Source organism: Promicromonospora alba (assembly GCF_042654905.1).
Taxonomy (GTDB): Bacteria; Actinomycetota; Actinomycetes; order Actinomycetales; family Cellulomonadaceae; genus Promicromonospora; species Promicromonospora alba.
Genome location: NZ_JBHSFI010000005.1, coordinates 91420 through 108405, shown reverse-complemented (window position 1 = coordinate 108405; position 16986 = coordinate 91420). Strand labels below are relative to the sequence as shown.

Sequence of the window (16986 nt, the reverse complement as noted above, 5' to 3'; positions counted from 1 at the left end):
CTACCCCCGGACGCGGTAGGTTCTACCCCGTGACATCCCCGTTCGACCGGATCCGCCCGGCGGCCACCACCGCGCGCCAGGTCTCCGACCTCGCCGCCGCGTTCGGCCTCACCATCGCCCCAGGTCATCCCGCTGATGCGGCGGTCACCTGCGTGGCATCGGACAACCGGGTCGCCAGGCCGGGAGACCTCTTCGTGGCCGTCCCCGGCGCCCGCTCGCACGGCGCGCAGTTCGCCGCCGACGCCGTCGCGCGCGGGGCCAGCGCCATCCTCACGGACGCGCGCGGGGCCGAGCTGATCGACAGCGACAACACCGTCCCGGTGCTCGTCGCGGCCGAGGACCCCCGCGGCATCCTCGGCCAGGTCGCCGCCTGGGTGCTGGGCAACCCCGCCGAGGACCTGATGACCTTCGGGGTCACGGGCACCAACGGCAAGACCACCACGACCTACCAGCTCGACCACCTCCTGCGGTCGCTCGGCTGGAAGGGCGGCCTGATCGGCACCGTCGAGACCCGCTCAGGGGACCGCGTCATCCCGAGCATCCTGACGACGCCCGAGGCCGCGGACCTGCAGGCCCTGCTCGCCGCCATGCGTGAGGACCACGTGCGCACGCTCGCCATGGAGGTCTCCTCCCACGCGCTCGCGCAGCATCGGGTCGACGGCGTCGTGTTCGGCGTCGCCGGGTTCACCAACCTGACCCAGGACCACCTCGACTTCCACGGCGACTTCGAGTCGTACTTCGCCACCAAGGCCGACCTGTTCACGCCCGCCCGCGCCCGCCGCGGCGTCGTCACCATCGACGACGCCTGGGGTGAGCGCATGGCCGAGGCCGCGCAGATCCCCGTCGCGACGCTGTCGACCAGCGCGAAGGACGCCGACTGGACCGTGACCGACGTCGCGCCGTCGGGCACCGGATCCGCCTTCACCCTCACCCACCGTGACGGGCGCACCCTGCGCACCTCCACCTCGCTGCCCGGCGGCTACAACGTGGCCAACGCGGCCCTCGCGGTGACGATGGTGCTCGAGGGTGGCTCGGACATCCGCGACGTGACCGACGCGCTGGCGGCCGGCGACGGCCTGAGCGCCACCGTGCCCGGCCGCATGGAGGTGCTCGCCACCGCCCCGCGCGTGGTCGTCGACTTCGCGCACAACACCGAGGCGCTCGAGCTCAGCCTCGCCGCCCTGCGCCCGACGACGTCCGGCAGGCTCGCCGTGGTCTTCGGCGCCACGGGCGACCGCGACCCGGGCAAGCGGCCGTTCATGGGTGCCGCCGCCGTCCGCGGCGCCGACATCGTCTACGTGACCGACGACGACCCCCACGACGAGGACCCCGCGAAGGTGCGGGCAGAGGTGCTCGCGGGCACCGGGACCGACGGCACGCCGAGCCGCACCGTCGATGCGGCGGACGGCAGCGGCTCGCGTACCGTGGAGGTCCACGAGGTCGCCCCGCGCGCGGACGCCATCCGCGCCGCGATCCTCGCAGCCGGGCCGGACGACACCGTGCTGGTCGCGGGCCGCGGGCACGAGACCGTCCAGGAGATCGCCGGCGTGGACCACCAGCTCGACGACCGCGTCGAAGCACGCGCCGCGCTGGCGGACCGGGCCGTGCAACCTCAGCAGAACGTGTAACCCCAGCAGTACGTGCAAGCCCAGCAGTACGCGTAGCCAGAGCAGGACCCCGTGCAGGAGAGGACACCACAGGCATGATCGAGCTGACTGCGGCCCAGGTCGCTGCAGCCACCGGCGGGCGGCTGCACGCCGACCCGGACGTCACGGTCACGGGGGCGGTGATCATCGACTCGCGCGACGCCGCGCCCGGTGTGCTCTTCGTGGCGCTCCCCGGCGACCGGGTGGACGGTCACGACTACGCGCCCGCCGCGGTGGCCGCTGGTGCCGCGCTGGTGCTGGCGTCGCGCGAGCTGGACGGCCTGCCGACGGTAGTGGTGGACGACCCCCAGGCGGCCCTCGGCGAGCTGGCCCGCTACGTCCTCGCGAGGGCGCGCAGCGGCGCCCACGGCGGCGTCGTGCCCCAGGTGGTGGCCGTGACCGGCTCGGTGGGCAAGACGACCACCAAGGACCTGCTCGGCCAGCTCCTCACCCCCGAAGCAGGCGGCGAGCAGGCGATCATCTTCACCAAGGGCTCGTTCAACAACGAGATCGGCCTGCCGCTGACGGTCCTGCGGGTCACCGCCGCCACGCGCTACCTGGTGCTCGAGATGGGCGCCGACCGCCTCGGCAACATCGCCTACCTCACGGGCATCGCGCCGCCCGACATCGGCGTCGTGCTCGCGGTGGGTGTCGCCCACATCGGCCACTTCGGTAGCGTCGAGATCATCGCGAAGACCAAGTCCGAGATGGTCTCCGGCGTCGTCGACGGCGGTTCAGTGGTACTAAACGCCGACGACCAGCGCGTCATGGCCATGGCGAGCCTGGCCGGCCCCGGCACCATCGTCCAGACCTTCGGCACCATCCCGTCCGCCGACGTCCGCGCCGAGGACATCACCATCGACCCCATGGGCCGGGCGAGCTTCACGCTCCGCGTAGCCCGCGGCGGCGAGGCCGAGGAGCAGCGCGCCGACGTCGCGCTGCAGCTCGTCGGAGCGCACCACGTGAGCAACGCGCTCGCCGCCGCCACGGTGGTGCTGCGCCTCGGCGTGCCCCTGCCCGACGTCGCGAAGCGGCTCTCCGAGGCCACCGCGCTGAGCCCCCACCGGATGGCCGTCACCGAGCGGCCCGACGGCGTCACGGTGATCGACGACGCGTACAACGCGAACCCGGACTCGATGAAGGCCGCGCTGCGCACCCTCGCGGTGGTGTCCGGCCGGACCCGCCGCTCGGTAGCGGTGCTGGGCGAGATGCTCGAGCTCGGCGACAGCGCCCGCGCGGCGCACGACGAGATCGGCCGCCTCGTGGTGCGGCTGAACATCAAGCAGCTCGTCGTGATCGGCCAGGGCGCGTACCACATCCACGAGGGCGCCATGCAGGAGGGGTCCTGGGGTTCGGAGTCGATCTTCGTGCCCGACATCGCCGCTGCCCGCGAGCTGCTGGACGAGTCGCTGGAGCCTGGCGACGTCGTGCTCGTGAAGTCCTCCCTCGGCGCCGGGCTGACCGCGCTCGGGGACCACCTGTCGGGTGCCAAGACCACAGAGGACAACCACAAGTGATCGCGATCCTGGTCAGCGCCGCAGTGGCGCTGCTCGTCGCCCTGCTGGGCACTCCGGTCTTCATCCGGTTCCTGATCCACAAGAACTACGGCCAGTTCGTGCGCGAGGACGGCCCCACCGGGCACTTCATCAAGCGCGGCACACCTCAGATGGGCGGCGTCGTCATCATCGCGGCGACCGTGTTCGGCGTCGCCGCCTCGATGGTGGTGTCGCAGCGGCTCCCGAGCGTGTCGGCACTGCTCGCGCTCTACCTCATGGCGGGCCTCGGTCTGATCGGGTTCCTCGACGACTTCACCAAGATCCGCAAGCAGCGCTCCCTCGGCCTCACCCCGCGCGCCAAGCTGATCGGGCAGGGCGTCGTCGGCGTCTCGTTCGCCGTGCTCGCGCTGCAGTTCCCCAACGAGAACTCGCGCACGCCGGCGTCGACCAAGATCTCGTTCCTGCGCGACACCGAGATCGACCTGGCGTTCGCGGGCGCCACCGTCGGCCTCATCCTCTTCGTGATCTGGGCCAACCTGCTGGTGTCCGCGTGGTCCAACGCGGTGAACGTGACCGACGGCCTGGACGGCCTGGCCACCGGCGTCTCGATCATCACTTTCGGTGCGTACGTGCTGGTCGGGATCTGGCAGCTCAACCAGTCGTGCCAGCTCGTCGCCACAGCCGGACCACGCTGCTACGAGGTGCGCGACCCGCAGGACCTGGCCATCGTCGCCGCGGCGGTCACGGGCGCGTGCGTCGGGTTCCTGTGGTGGAACGCCAACCCCGCCAAGATCTTCATGGGCGACACCGGCTCGCTCGCCCTGGGCGGCGCGCTGGCGGGCCTGTCGATCCTGTCGCGGACCGAGCTGCTCGCGGTGATGCTCGGTGGGCTGTTCGTGGTCATCGTCTCCTCGGTGGTGATCCAGGTCGGATTCTTCAAGATGACGGGCAAGCGGGTCTTCAAGATGGCGCCGCTGCAGCACCACTTCGAGCTGTCCGGGTGGGGCGAGGTCACGATCGTCATCCGGTTCTGGCTGATCGCCGGCCTGCTCGCGGGCCTGGGCATGGGCATCTTCTACGCCGAGTGGGTCGCTTCGTGACGGACACGCCCGGCCCCGACACCTACGGGACCGTCGAGCCGCGCGTCCCGCTCGACGAGGCCCGCGTGGTTCTGGCCGGCCTCGGCGTCACCGGCCGCTCGCTGCAGCGTGTCCTGGCACCGCGCGTCGCCTCCCTGGTCACCGTCGACGACAAGGCCGACGACGCCGACCACAGGGGACTGGACGCCGACGGTGCCGCGGCCGTGCTGGCCGAGGCGGACCTGCTGGTCGCCTCGCCGGGCTTCGCGCCGCACCACCCCGTCGTGGCTGCCGCGCTGGCCGCGGGCGTGCCCGTGTGGAGCGAGGCCGAGCTGGCGTGGCGCCTGCGGGTAGACCGCCTGGGGTCGGACCAGCCCGCCGAGTGGCTCGGCATCACCGGTTCGAACGGCAAGACCACCACCGTCGAGATGCTGGCCACGATCCTGCGGGCCGCCGGCCTGCGCACCGCAGCCGTCGGCAACGTGGGCAGGTCCCTCGTCGAGGCGGCGCTCGACCCGACCCTCGACGTCCTCGCGGTGGAGCTGTCGAGCTTCCAGCTCCACTTCACGCACACGATGTCGCTGGAGGCCGGCGCGGTCCTCAACGTCGCCGCGGACCACCTCGACTGGCACGGCTCCCTCGACGCGTACGCACGCGACAAGGGCCGCGTCTACGAGAACGTGAAGGTCGCCTGCGTCTACAACGCCGCGGACAAGAAGACCGAGGACCTGGTGCGCGAGGCCGACGTCGTCGAGGGCGCCCGCGCCGTCGGCTTCGTGGCCGGCATGCCGGGCCCGGGCGACCTCGGCCTGGTCGACGACGTCCTCGTGGACCGGGCCTTCCACGCCGCGGGCGACGACCCGGACCGCCGTAAGAGCGCCGCGGAGCTCGGCACCCTCGCCGACCTGAAGCAGCTGGGGGACCTGGGCGGCGTCGTGCCCACGCACATCGTGGCCGACGCCCTGGCCGCCGCCGCCCTGGCCCGCGCGCACGGCGTGCCCGCGTCCGCCGTCCGCGACGGACTGCGGTCCTTCGGGCCGAGCGACCACCGCATCCAGCGCGTCGCCGAGGCGGACGGCGTCACGTACGTGAACGACTCGAAGGCCACGAACGCGCACTCCGCGGCCGCCTCGCTGGCCGGTTTCGCGCACGGCACCGTCGTGTGGATAGCGGGCGGGCTGGCCAAGGGCGCCACGTTCGACGAGCTCGTCTCGTCCCGCGCCGACCGGATGCGGGCGGCAGTGGTCATCGGCGCGGACCCTCGGCCGCTGGCCGACACGCTGGCCCGACACGCGCCGGAGATCCCGGTAGTGGTGATCGATCCCGGTGACACTGGGTCCGTGATGCACCGGGCGGTAGCCGCGGCGCGGGACCTGGCCCAGCCGGGCGACACCGTGCTGCTGGCCCCTGCCGGTGCGTCGCAGGACCAGTTCACCTCGTACGCCCAGCGCGGCGAGGAGTTCGCACGCGTGGTGCGTGAGCTCAGCGCCTGAGCCGGAGGGACGGGTATGGCCACGACGAGTACGAACCGCGGCGCTCCCGCGCGTTCCTGGCTGGGCCAGTGGAACTCCAACGTCTCCAGCTACTACCTCCTGGTGGGCGTGACGGGGCTGCTGACCGTCATCGGCCTGATCATGGTGCTGTCCAGCTCGACGGTGACCTCGATCGCCGCGGACGAGTCGCCGTACGCGGCGTTCCTGGTCCAGGCGCAGTACGCGCTGATGGGCCTGCCCGTGCTGCTGATCGCGGCCCACCTGCCGGTCCGCTGGTACAAACGGCTCGCGCTGCCCGGTCTCGCGATCGCTCTCGTGCTCCTCGTCGCGGTGATCTTCATGGGCGAGGTCACCAACGGCCAGCAGAACTGGCTGGTGTTCGGGCCGGTGCGTTTCCAGCCGTCCGAGCTCGCCAAGCTCGCGCTCGCCATCTGGCTCGGCACGGTGCTCGGTCGCAAGCAGGCCCTGCTGGGCAGCTGGTCGCACGCGATCCTGCCCGCAGCGCCCGGGGCCGTGCTCGTGCTTGGGCTGGTCCTCGCGGGCGGAGACCTCGGCACGGCGCTCGTGATGGGCCTCCTCGTGGCCGGCGCCTTCTTCGTGTCCGGCGTGCCCATGTCCCTCATGACGCTCGGCGGCGTGCTCGCGGCCTTCGTCGTGGGCTACGTGTTCATCCTGCAGCAGGACGGCGGCGACCGCCTCCAGCGCATCATCGCGACCTACGGCGCCGAGTGCGACGCGGCCTCCGACTGCTACCAGTCGCTGCACGGCCTGTTCGGCCTGGGCACCGGCGGGCTGTGGGGCGTGGGCCTGGGCGGGAGCCGCGAGAAGTGGAACTACCTGCCCGAGGCGCACAACGACTTCATCTTCGCCGTCATCGGCGAGGAGCTCGGCCTGTTCGGCACGGTCCTGGTGCTCGCGCTCTTCGCGGTCCTCGGGCTGGCGATGAGCCGGGTGATCCGGCGGCACGCCGACCCGTTCGTCAAGGTCACCACCGCCGCCGTCGGCTGCTGGATCGTGGGCCAGGCGTTCGTGAACATCGGCGTGGTGATCGGCGTCCTGCCGGTGATCGGGGTGCCGCTCCCGCTGGTGTCCGCGGGTGGGTCCGCGCTCATCACGACGATGGCGGCGCTCGGAATGGTGATCTCTTTTGCCCGGACCGAGCCAGGGGCTGCCAAGGCACTGGCTGCACGCGGTAGCGTCGTGCGCAAGTCACTGGCTGTGCTGGGCGGCGCGGTTCGTAGACGGTAGAAATGTGCACGGTGGCTCCATCCGTGACGAGATCCAGCACGTCAGGTCTTGTCGCGGCGGGGCGGCCGCGCACCGATCCGCCCGGGCCGTTCGGCCGGGCGACGACGAGAAGGTGATGATGAGCTCAGCAGTTGTGTCGGTGGTGCTCGCCGGTGGCGGTAGCGCAGGACACGTGAACCCCCTGCTCGCGGTGGCCGACGAGGTTCGGCGCAGGGAGCCAGGCGCGCGCGTGCTCGCGCTCGGCACCACCACCGGTCTGGAGGCCGAGCTCGTGCCGGCCCGCGGCTACGAGCTGCGGCCGATCCCGCGCGTGCCGCTGCCGCGGCGCCCCAGCCCGGATCTGCTGCGGCTGCCGGGCAGGCTGGCCGCCGCGGTGAAGTCGGCGGAGGACGCGATCGACGAGATCGACGCGCAGGCCGTCATCGGGTTCGGCGGGTACGTGGCGACGCCTGCGTACCTCGCGGCCCGGCGCAAGGACATCCCGATAGTGATCCACGAGCAGAACATGCGCCCCGGTCTGGCCAACCGCCTGGGCGCCCGGTGGGCGTCCCGGGTCGGGCTCACCTTCGCCGGCACGCCGCTGCGCGGCGGTGTCCTCACGGGACTGCCGCTGCGGCAGGCCATCGCGGCACTCGTGCAGGAGCGCGAGGCCGACGCCGCGGGCGTCCGGGTCCGTGCCGCCGCCGAGCTGGGTCTCGACCCGGCGCTGCCGACCCTCGTCGTCACCGGCGGTTCCCTCGGCGCGGTGAACCTGAACCGCGGTGTCTCCGGCGTCGCCGCCCAGATCCTCGCCGCGGGCGCGCAGGTGCTGCACCTGACCGGCAAGGGCAGGAGCCCCGAGGTGCTCGAGACGCTGGCGGCGGTCCCCGACCTCGACCGGCGTCGCTACCAGGTCCGTGAGTACCTGGAGCAGATGGAGCTCGCCTACGCGGTGGCTGACCTGGTGGTCTGCCGCTCCGGTGCGGGTTCGGTGGGCGAGCAGGCCGCGCTCGGCATCCCCGCGGTCTACGTCCCGCTACCCATCGGCAACGGCGAGCAGCGGCTGAACGCCGCGCCGCTCGTGGAGGCCGGCGGCGGCCTGCTGGTGGACGACGCGGACCTGACACCCGAGTGGGTGTCCACGAACGTTCCCCCGCTGCTCGCGGACCGCGAGCGGCTCGGTGTCATGGCGAAGGCCGCTCGGTCGGCCGGCACCACCGACGGCGCCGCACGTGTCGTCGATCTCGTCGAGCAAGCCGTACGGTCAGCAGGTACCGACACCACGGAGGTCAGGTCATGAGCACCACGGTCACGGATCAGATGACGGATCAGGTCGCGAAGCTCGGACGCGTCCACATGATCGGTATAGGCGGGGCGGGCATGTCCGTCGTGGCGCGCCTGCTCGCCGGGCGCGGCGTGCCCGTACAGGGCTCGGACGCCGCCGACTCGGAGACGCTGGAGGCCCTGCGGGCCGAGGGCGTCAAGGTGTGGGTCGGGCACGATCCGGCGCACCTCACGGGCGTGGACACCGTGGTGATCTCGAGCGCCGTGCACGAGGAGAACCCGGAGCTGGCCGCCGCCCGCGCCCGCCGCCTCAACGTGCTGCACCGCTCGCAGGCGCTGGCCGCGCTGATGGAGGGCCGGCGCGGCGTCGCCGTCGCCGGCGCGCACGGCAAGACGACGACGTCGGCGATGATCGCGACGATCCTGCGCGAGGCGGGTCTCGACCCGTCGTACGCGATCGGCAGCACCGTCCGCACCGCCAGCGGCTCGACGCCGGGCGGTCACCTCGGTGCGTCCGACGTGCTCGTGGCCGAGGCCGACGAGTCGGACGGCTCGTTCCTGAACTACACGCCGACCATCGCGGTGGTGACGAACGTCGAGGCGGACCACCTGGACCACTACGGCACCCCCGAGGCGTTCAGCGGTGCGTTCATCCGGTTCGCGCGCCGTCTGGTCTCCGACGGCTGGCTCATCGCGTGCGCCGACGACGAGGGCTCGCTCTCGGTGGGCGCCACCATCTGCGCGACCGGTGGCCACGTCATCACCTACGGCACGAGCGACACGGCACGCGTGCGCGTCACGGACATCTCGACGACGCCGGAGGGCACCACCGCGGTGCTGCGCGGCGACATCCTGGGCACCAACGAGCAGGTGGCCGACGGCGCCGGCGTGTCCGGCAACGTGCCGGGCATCCTGATGCGGCTCTCGGTCCCTGGCAAGCACAACGTGCTCAACGCGACCGCCGCTGTGATCGCCGCGGTGAAGCTGGGCGTGGAGCCCGCGCAGGCGGTCGCGGGCGTCGAGGCGTTCATCGGCACGGGCCGGCGCTTCGAGGAGAAGGGCACCGCCGACGGCGTCCGCGTCATCGACGACTACGCCCACCACCCCACGGAGATCCGGGCCATCCTGACGGCCGCGCGCGAGATCGCCGACGGCGGCCGCGTGCTGGTCCTGTTCCAGCCGCACCTCTACTCGCGCACCAAGTTCTTCGCCGACAAGTTCGCGCTGGAGCTGTCCGCCGCCGACGAGGTAGTGGTCACGGACATCTACGGGGCCCGCGAGGAGCCGGACCCGTCGATCACCGCGAACACAATCGTCGACCTGATGGCCGACCACGGTGCCGTCTACGCGGTGCCGGACCGGCTGGACGCCGCGCACGCGATCGCCGACCTCGCACGCCCGGGCGACGTGGTGCTCACGGTCGGCGCCGGCGACGTGACCCAGCTCGGGCCCGCTGTCCTGGCGCGCCTGAACGGCCGCGTGGCGACCGGTTCGGCCACGGGGCTGGGCGAGGACTGATGCGACCGCCCGCGCGTCCTCGCGCCGCGGGCACGGCACGGCCGCGCCCCGCAGGTGAGGGTCCGGCACAGCAGGAGCACGACGGCCAGGAGGCCACGGGTCCGACCGCCCGTGGCGTCCGTGGTCCGGGTCCGGCGCAGGAGTCCGCTCAGCGGCCTGCTGCGCCGGCTGGGCCCGGCCGCCGGCAGGACGACGCGAAGGCACAAGCCCAGCGGCGCCCGGTCGAACAGCTGGTACCGCGGGGCCCAGCGCCGGAGAGGTTTCCGGCGAGCCGCCCCGGCACGGCTCGCGCGACGCCGGCGGGCATCCGTGACGACGTGGTCTCCGACCAGCTGGCCGACCGGCTCGCGGAGCGCACGGCGATGGCCCGCTACCGCATGTGGCGGCGGATCGGCTGGATCGCCCTGGCGCTGGCGGTCACCGCCGGTCTTGTCTGGGTGACGTTCTTCTCGCCGCTGCTCGCGCTCGACCCGGAGCAGGTCCACGTGTCCGGGCAGGGCACCACCGTCGACGTCGAGCAGGTGCGCGAGGCCGTGACCGACGAGGCGGGCGTGCCTCTGCCGCGCATCGACACGGTGGGTCTGCGCGAGGAGATCCTCGAGATGAACGCCGTAAAGAACGTGGCGATCACGCGCGCGTGGCCGGACGGCCTGACGGTGCGGCTCACCTCCCGCGAGCCGGTGGCCGCCGTCCCGCAGTCGGGTGACGTGTACGCGCTGATGGACGCCGAGGGCGTGCGGGTCGGCACGGTGGAGGACGTTCCCGACCACCTGCCGTCGATAGTCGTCTCGCTCACCGACGACGAGGCCGGGCGGCGGGCCATGAACGCGGCGCTCGAGGTGCTGGGCGCTCTGCCGCGCAAGCTCGCGGGCGGCATCCAGACGGTCAGTGCGGCGACGCAGGACGACGTGCGGACCACGCTCTCGGACGGACGCGTGATCCGGTGGGGGAGCGAGGCGCAGGTCGAGCTCAAGATCAAGGTGGCGCAGACCCTGCTGCGCGCGGAGCCGTCGGCCACGACCATCGACGTCTCGTCGCCTGCCCTGCCGGTCACGCGCTGACCGGCACCTGCCGGTTTCGCCCTCGGTGGGGCGAATGACGCCGAGGTCGGGCTTGTGACGTCGCAGGTCAGGAGCGGAACACCGCAGATCGGGCGTCCGACGTCGCAGGTCAGGCTGGTCGCGACCCAAAATGACATCCGTGTGATTTCTCGCGTGCATCGGTGCGCGACACGCGCAACGATGTCTTCGACACACCTCGACGACGCACCTACCGTCGAACTCAGCAGCAACCTGACATAACTCTAACCCTCTACCTCAACCTGAGGGTTCTGGGATGAGAGTCGGGACTCGGGACCCGATCGAAAGGCAGACGACGTGGCAACTCCGCAGAACTACCTGGCAGTAATCAAGGTGGTCGGTATCGGCGGCGGTGGTGTGAACGCCGTCAACCGCATGATCGAGGTCGGCCTCAAGGGCGTCGAGTTCATCGCGATCAACACAGACGCACAAGCACTCCTGATGTCGGACGCCGACGTCAAGCTCGATGTCGGACGGGAGCTCACGCGCGGCCTCGGCGCCGGCGCGGACCCCGAGGTCGGCAAGAAGGCGGCGGAGGACCACGCGGAGGAGATCGAGGACGTCCTGCGCGGCGCCGACATGGTCTTCGTGACGGCGGGCGAGGGCGGCGGCACCGGCACGGGCGGCGCGCCCGTCGTCGCACGCATCGCGCGCTCGCTCGGCGCGCTGACGGTAGGGGTAGTCACCCGGCCGTTCACGTTCGAGGGCCGGCGCCGTGCGGTGCAGGCCGACAGCGGTATCGAGAACCTCCGCGACGAGGTCGACACGCTGATCGTGATCCCGAACGACCGGCTCCTGTCGATGTCGGACCGGAACGTCTCGGCCATCGCGGCGTTCCACTCGGCCGACCAGGTGCTGCACTCCGGTGTGCAGGGCATCACCGACCTCATCACGACGCCCGGCCTGATCAACCTCGACTTCGCGGACGTGAAGTCGGTGATGCAGGGTGCGGGCTCCGCGCTCATGGGCATCGGCTCGGCCCGCGGCGAGGACCGTGCGGTCCAGGCCGCGGAGCTGGCGATCTCGTCGCCGCTCCTCGAGGCCTCGATCGACGGCGCGCACGGTGTGCTGCTGTCGATCCAGGGTGGCAGTGACCTCGGCCTCTTCGAGGTGCACGAGGCCGCGCGCCTGGTGCAGGAGGCAGCGCACCCCGAGGCGAACATCATCTTCGGTACGGTCATCGACGACGCCCTGGGCGACGAGGTGCGCGTCACCGTCATCGCGGCCGGCTTCGACGGCGGCCTGCCCAAGGAGCGCAAGGACAACCGTGCGCTCGGCCAGGTGGCCGGTGCCGTCGCGACCCCCGCGGCGACGCGGAGCCCCGCGACCGCCCCGGTGCCGCTGCCCGACGTGTCCGACGCGGCGCGCCGCGCACCGGAGCACCACCACGGCAACGGTATGCCGCCGTCGGTCCCGCCGGTGCACCAGCCCTCGCCGGTGTCCACGCTGCCCCGCATCATCGACGACGAGGGTTCGGACGACGTGCCGCGCACGCTCGACGAGCCCGCCGTCGTGGTGCACGGCTCGTTCAACCGGCAGGAGGTCTCGCGCGAGCAGGGCGAGCGCGTGGAGGTGCCGCCGCTGTACGACGAGAACCCGCGCCGTATCTCGGAAGACCTGGATGTCCCCGACTTCCTGAAGTGATCCGGACCGGAGCCGTCCGCCGGGTACTCTCGCACCCGTGAGCGACAGCCGGACACTTTCAGGCGTGCACCCCGTCGATCTTGGCGACGGGGTGCACGCCTTTTTCACCACCGGTGCGGGCGGCGTCTCGCCGGCCCCCTGGAGCACGTCGGACGGCGGCGGCCTGAACCTGGGCCTCAACGTGTCCGACGACGCGGCCAGGGTGGCGGTCAACCGTTCCCTGGTCGCCGAACGGCTCGGCGCGCCGGTGGCCTTCGCCACGCAGGTGCACGGCGACGAGGTGCTGGAGCTCGGCCCGGGCGACCGCGCCGCGTGGGCCGCCAGCCGTCCGCCGGCGTCGGCGGGGGAGGGCGACGCGCTGGTCACCGCGGAGCATGGGCTGGGCCTCGGCGTCCTGGTCGCCGACTGCGTACCGGTGCTGCTCGCCGATCCGGAGGCGCGCGTGGTCGGGGTGGCGCACGCGGGACGCAAGGGTGTGCTCGCCGGTGTGGTGCACAGGGTTCTGGACGCGCTGGTCGCCCGCGGTGCGGACCCCGCGCGCGTGCGCGCCGTCGTCGGCCCCGCGGTGTGCGGGCGGTGCTACGAGGTGCCCGCCGCCATGCGGGACGAGGTGGCCGGCGTGGTACCCGAGGCCTACGCGACGACAAGGGACGACACACCCGGGCTTGACCTGCCGGCCGGGGTGCTGGCGCAGCTGGCCGCGCGTGGTGTCGCGGCGAGCCGGGTGCATCGTTGCACGTTGGAGGATCCGGAGCTGTTCTCCCACCGCCGGGCCAGCGGGGCCGGTACCACAACGGGCAGGCAAGCCGGGATCATCGCGCTCATTTGACGCCAGCGCCCGGATCGTCCTTCCGCGACACGCCGACAGCAACGCTCTGACCTGCGAAATCACACGGATGTCGTTTTTAGCGAGCATTCGCTGAACAACTTTGGCAAAGTTGTTCGTGGCACGGCGTGTCGCACTTCCGGGTCGGATTGCGCCGGGCTACTTTTGTCAAGGCGACCTCGGCCAGGGGTCAAGGTCGGACCTGCTTGCGGGCCCGCTGGACACCGAGACAGAAGGACGCACAGCAGGCGACGAACGGAGAATGAGCGATGGCCGGAGCGCTTCGCAAGACCATGCTGTATCTGGGCCTCGCCGACGATCAGGGCGAGCAGGAGTACCTCGACGACTACGACGAGGGCCTGGAGGAAAACGTGGAGGACCACCGGCACGCGCAGGTCACGCCGCTGCACCGCGATGGTGTGCCGCGTGAGGCCCTGTCCTCCTCGGACCTACGCCGGATCACGACCGTGCACCCCCGGTCGTACAACGACGCACGGAACATCGGCGAGGCCTTCCGCGCCGGTACCCCCGTCATCATGAATCTCTCCGACATGGACGACGCCGACGCCAAGCGCCTGGTCGACTTCTCCGCCGGCCTGATCTTCGGTCTGCACGGCTCGATCGAACGGGTGACCAACAAGGTCTTCCTGCTCTCGCCCGAGCACGTGGAGATCGCAGCCGAGGAGCAGGCTCCGCCCGAGAAGCCGAACGGGCGCGGCGGCTTCTACAACCAGAGCTGAGCCTGACAGGGCCGGACGATCCAGCTGGACGATGTATGAGGGGCGGTCGCTACGGCGGCCGCCCCTCACATGTCTCTCGGCGGCCTGAGTGTCGGGCCTTGCTCTCATGTGCTTCCCAGTTCAGACAGGTTAGGTTGTGCCTTGTGAATCTGATCTGGCAATTCATCGGCTTCGTTCTGTGGCTGTTCCTCCTGTTCCTCATCGGACGGCTGGTCTTCGACTGGGTGCAGTTCTTTGCCCGGGACTGGCGACCGCGTGGCGTGCTGCTCGTGATCGCGGAAGCGATCTACACGGTCACCGACCCTCCGCTGAGGTTCCTGCGTCGCCTGATCCCGCCGCTGCGGCTGGGCCAGGTCCAGCTGGACCTCGCCTTCATCGTCCTGTTCTTCGGCGTCTCGCTGCTCCAGGGCCTGGTCGGGTTCCTCGCGGCCAGCACGTGAAGGTGTCGAATCTGTGCCGGTTCGTGGAGAGTCCGATTGAGGCTGTTGCGCCGAAGCCCCGGAAACATTGACCAGAGCATGGATATGGCCTGGGGTGACACGGCACACTCTGTGAGGAAATCGTGCCCGGCGGTGCTCCCGGTGTCCCACGCCCATCTCGTCCGCTACCGTGGGCTTCGGCGGAGGGCGCGCGGCTGGGCAGCGCCGACGTCCGAGTTCTGCGTTCCTACGTTCTAACTTTCGAGGTGACACGATGGCACTGCTTACTGCAGAGGACATCCTCAACAAGAAGTTCTCCGCGACGAAGTTCCGCGAGGGCTACGACGTCGAGGAGGTCGACGACTTCCTTGACGAGGTCGTGCGGACCCTGACCAACGTCCAGGAAGAGAACGAGGGCCTCCGGCAGAAGGTCGCCGCCGCGGAGCGACGTATCGCCGAGCTCTCGCGCAACGAGGCCGCCGGTTCCGCCCGTGCGCAGGCCGCGCCGGTCGCGGCTCCGGTCATGCCGACCGGCCCCGCGGGCGGCCCCAAGGGCAACGGCCCGGAGCCGGAGTCGGCGACCGGGATGCTCCAGCTGGCCCAGAAGCTGCACGACGACTACGTGCGCTCAGGCCAGGAGGAGGGCGACCGGCTCATCACCGAGGCCAAGACCGAGGGCGCGCGTATCGTGCGCGACGCCGAGGAGACCTCGCACCGCACGCTGTCCCAGCTCGAGCAGGAGCGTTCGCTGCTGGAGCGCAAGATCGACGAGCTGCGTCTCTTCGAGCGCGACTACCGCACCCGTCTGAAGAGCTTCCTGCAGAACCTGCTCGGCGATCTCGACGCACGTGGCTCGGCCCTGCCGCCGCGCAACAACCAGCAGTCCGGCCGTCCGGCAGAGATGGCTCAGGGCATCTGACCGCAGTATCTGTCGAGCACGACGGCCGGGCGTCCCCACCTCACGCCCGGCCGCCGCGCGCGACACGCCAGACGCACTCATGATTGGGGCACGCCACATCGGCGTGCCCCGTTGTGCGTCCGGCCGCTTGTGCTTACGCTTCGTTGACTTGACCACCGGGGGCGACCGTGAAGGGGAACCCATGACCAAGATCTCGACCGCGACGCGAGCCGCGATCAAGCAAGAGTTCCCGAACCTTACGCGCGACGTGAAGAAGTTCCCCGTCCGCGAAGGCGAAGAACCCTGGACCGTACGTGAGGCCGAGGAGCTGGCCGCGCTGCTCGTCGAGGACAAGGAACGGCTCGAACGCGAGCTGGAGTCCGCCGACCGCGAGCTGTCGGACCTCCTGCGGAACTCGGGCGACGGGGCGGGCGATGACCAGGCCGACTACGGCTCGAGCGCGCTCGAACGCGAACAGGAGCTCACGCTCGTCAACAACATGCGTGACCTGCTGGACCAGACGAACCACGCGCTGGACCGCATCCGCAAGGGCACGTACGCCACGTGCGAGCTCACCAACCTGCCGATCGGCAAGGCGCGGCTCCAGGCGTTCCCCAGGGCCACGCTGTCGGTAGAGGCCAAGGCGCGCGAAGAGCGTCGCGGAGCCTGACCGGCGGGGCAGCGACGCCCCGCGGCCGGCCGCCTCGAATATCCGATATCAAGATTGTGATGTCTGGGTTACGGGTATTCCTGGCGGAATGCCGCGGGGTTCGGTCCGGGAATGTCTTGTTTATTCCCTGTGTGCCCCGTCACGTTCGAATTGACAGGGTGAATTACTCATCGGATGCTCGTCGAGATGAATCACACGTGTGTGGTTCATCGCTTATTCGTCTGAGCTATTCGAGGGGGAAAACACAATGATCCGAGGATTCCGTGCAACCTGCCGTGCAGGGGCAGCCGTTGTCATGTCGGCCGGTCTGGTCGTCGCCGCTGCTTCGGGTGCGAGCGCCATGGTCATGGGCGACACGCCCGAGCTGATCAGCGCGCCCGCCGCCGGCAGTGCAACGGACGCGGCCGCCGCGGCTGAGCTGCTCGGCACCACGGACCCGCTGGGTGTCGTCACCTCTGACGGTGCGTTCGACGCGCTCGAGGGCTACGGCACCTCCGAGCTGCCCACGGGCGTCGACGGTGCGATGGTCCCCGAGGAGGTCGCCACCGCCGGTGACGTCGTCTCCTACGAGGAGAGCGACGGCAGCTTCAACGCGCTGAACAACGTGTGTGTCGCTCCCTGGTACTGGGAGGGTCCGGGCAACGTGGGCAGCACCGCCAACGTGACCGAGTACAAGGCCTGCAACGACGGCGACTACGAGCTCGGTGGCGACGGTTCGGTCAACATCGCGAACAACGTGTGCGTTGCTCCGTGGCACTGGGACGGCCCGCTGAACCTGTTCAACACGGGTAACTTCACGAAGTACGCGGCCTGCAACTGACGCTCGCGTCAATTGACTGCTGTCGTGCGGTGACGCGACGGTAGTGCTGCACCAGGCGAGGCCCTTTCCCGGATTTTCGGGAAAGGGCCTCGCTGCTTTGCCGGGGAGTGCCGCCTTTTGATCAGGAATCAATTGTTGAGTGCCGAG

General features: G+C 70.8%; 15 protein-coding genes. All 15 read left to right on the top strand.

The features are described 5' to 3' along the window. The first annotated feature begins 29 nt into the window (after positions 1-29). Positions 30-1628: a UDP-N-acetylmuramoyl-L-alanyl-D-glutamate--2,6-diaminopimelate ligase gene (locus tag ACFO6V_RS15540; protein ID WP_377136735.1), complete on the top strand. Its 1599-nt coding sequence runs from the start codon at positions 30-32 to the stop codon at positions 1626-1628. Between the two features lie 74 nt (positions 1629-1702). After that, positions 1703-3163, top strand: coding sequence for a UDP-N-acetylmuramoyl-tripeptide--D-alanyl-D-alanine ligase (locus ACFO6V_RS15535; protein ID WP_377136734.1), 1461 nt, complete (start codon positions 1703-1705; stop codon positions 3161-3163). Beyond that, complete coding sequence (mraY, locus tag ACFO6V_RS15530) at positions 3160-4242, top strand: phospho-N-acetylmuramoyl-pentapeptide-transferase (protein WP_377136733.1); 1083 nt, start codon at positions 3160-3162, stop codon at positions 4240-4242. The genes ACFO6V_RS15535 and mraY overlap by 4 nt, the downstream gene beginning before the upstream one ends. Further along, positions 4239-5714, top strand: a complete 1476-nt coding sequence (murD, locus tag ACFO6V_RS15525; protein WP_377136732.1) for a UDP-N-acetylmuramoyl-L-alanine--D-glutamate ligase — start codon at positions 4239-4241, stop codon at positions 5712-5714. The genes mraY and murD overlap by 4 nt, the downstream gene beginning before the upstream one ends. A 15-nt stretch (positions 5715-5729) precedes the next feature. Beyond that, entirely contained in the window at positions 5730-6962 is a 1233-nt protein-coding gene (gene ftsW / locus ACFO6V_RS15520) for a putative lipid II flippase FtsW (protein WP_377136730.1), read from the top strand. A gap of 115 nt (positions 6963-7077) precedes the next feature. Further along, the gene (gene murG, locus ACFO6V_RS15515; protein WP_377136729.1) at positions 7078-8241 is read left to right on the top strand and encodes an undecaprenyldiphospho-muramoylpentapeptide beta-N-acetylglucosaminyltransferase; all 1164 of its coding nucleotides are present in this window, start codon (positions 7078-7080) and stop codon (positions 8239-8241) included. After that, the gene (gene murC / locus ACFO6V_RS15510; RefSeq protein ID WP_377136727.1) at positions 8238-9743 is read left to right on the top strand and encodes a UDP-N-acetylmuramate--L-alanine ligase; all 1506 of its coding nucleotides are present in this window, start codon (positions 8238-8240) and stop codon (positions 9741-9743) included. Before murG ends, murC begins: the two co-directional genes overlap by 4 nt. Before the next feature lie 317 nt (positions 9744-10060). Then, positions 10061-10804, top strand: coding sequence for a cell division protein FtsQ/DivIB (locus tag ACFO6V_RS15505; RefSeq protein WP_377136725.1), 744 nt, complete (start codon positions 10061-10063; stop codon positions 10802-10804). Positions 10805-11119: 315 nt separating this feature from the next. Beyond that, entirely contained in the window at positions 11120-12466 is a 1347-nt protein-coding gene (ftsZ, locus tag ACFO6V_RS15500; RefSeq protein WP_377136723.1) for a cell division protein FtsZ, read from the top strand. A 37-nt stretch (positions 12467-12503) separates the two neighbouring features. Then, the gene (gene pgeF, locus ACFO6V_RS15495; protein ID WP_377136722.1) at positions 12504-13295 is read left to right on the top strand and encodes a peptidoglycan editing factor PgeF; all 792 of its coding nucleotides are present in this window, start codon (positions 12504-12506) and stop codon (positions 13293-13295) included. Positions 13296-13561: 266 nt separating this feature from the next. Continuing rightward, a complete protein-coding gene (locus ACFO6V_RS15490; protein WP_357446256.1) occupies positions 13562-14032 on the top strand; it encodes a cell division protein SepF in 471 nt (156 codons plus the stop codon). Positions 14033-14175: 143 nt separating this feature from the next. Next, positions 14176-14472 (top strand): YggT family protein, encoded by a 297-nt coding sequence (locus ACFO6V_RS15485; protein ID WP_377136720.1) that lies wholly within the window; start codon positions 14176-14178, stop codon positions 14470-14472. 253 nt (positions 14473-14725) lie between these two features. Further along, a complete protein-coding gene (locus ACFO6V_RS15480; RefSeq protein ID WP_357446262.1) occupies positions 14726-15370 on the top strand; it encodes a DivIVA domain-containing protein in 645 nt (214 codons plus the stop codon). A 181-nt stretch (positions 15371-15551) separates the two neighbouring features. Beyond that, positions 15552-16019 (top strand): TraR/DksA family transcriptional regulator, encoded by a 468-nt coding sequence (locus ACFO6V_RS15475; protein ID WP_357501582.1) that lies wholly within the window; start codon positions 15552-15554, stop codon positions 16017-16019. Positions 16020-16314: 295 nt separating this feature from the next. Further along, a complete protein-coding gene (locus ACFO6V_RS15470; protein WP_377136717.1) occupies positions 16315-16839 on the top strand; it encodes a hypothetical protein in 525 nt (174 codons plus the stop codon). Positions 16840-16986 lie beyond the last annotated feature (147 nt).

Excerpts from the sequence above, each read along its gene's own strand:
- ACFO6V_RS15480 (WP_357446262.1), top strand. The coding sequence starts at position 14,726 with ATGGCACTGCTTACTGCAGAGGACATCCTCAACAAGAAGTTCTCCGCG.
- ACFO6V_RS15470 (WP_377136717.1), top strand. The coding sequence starts at position 16,315 with ATGTCGGCCGGTCTGGTCGTCGCCGCTGCTTCGGGTGCGAGCGCCATG.
- murC (WP_377136727.1), top strand. The coding sequence starts at position 8,238 with ATGAGCACCACGGTCACGGATCAGATGACGGATCAGGTCGCGAAGCTC.
- ACFO6V_RS15490 (WP_357446256.1), top strand. The coding sequence starts at position 13,562 with ATGGCCGGAGCGCTTCGCAAGACCATGCTGTATCTGGGCCTCGCCGAC.
- ACFO6V_RS15475 (WP_357501582.1), top strand. The coding sequence starts at position 15,552 with ATGACCAAGATCTCGACCGCGACGCGAGCCGCGATCAAGCAAGAGTTC.
- ACFO6V_RS15535 (WP_377136734.1), top strand. The coding sequence starts at position 1,703 with ATGATCGAGCTGACTGCGGCCCAGGTCGCTGCAGCCACCGGCGGGCGG.
- murG (WP_377136729.1), top strand. The coding sequence starts at position 7,078 with ATGATGAGCTCAGCAGTTGTGTCGGTGGTGCTCGCCGGTGGCGGTAGC.
- ftsW (WP_377136730.1), top strand. The coding sequence starts at position 5,730 with ATGGCCACGACGAGTACGAACCGCGGCGCTCCCGCGCGTTCCTGGCTG.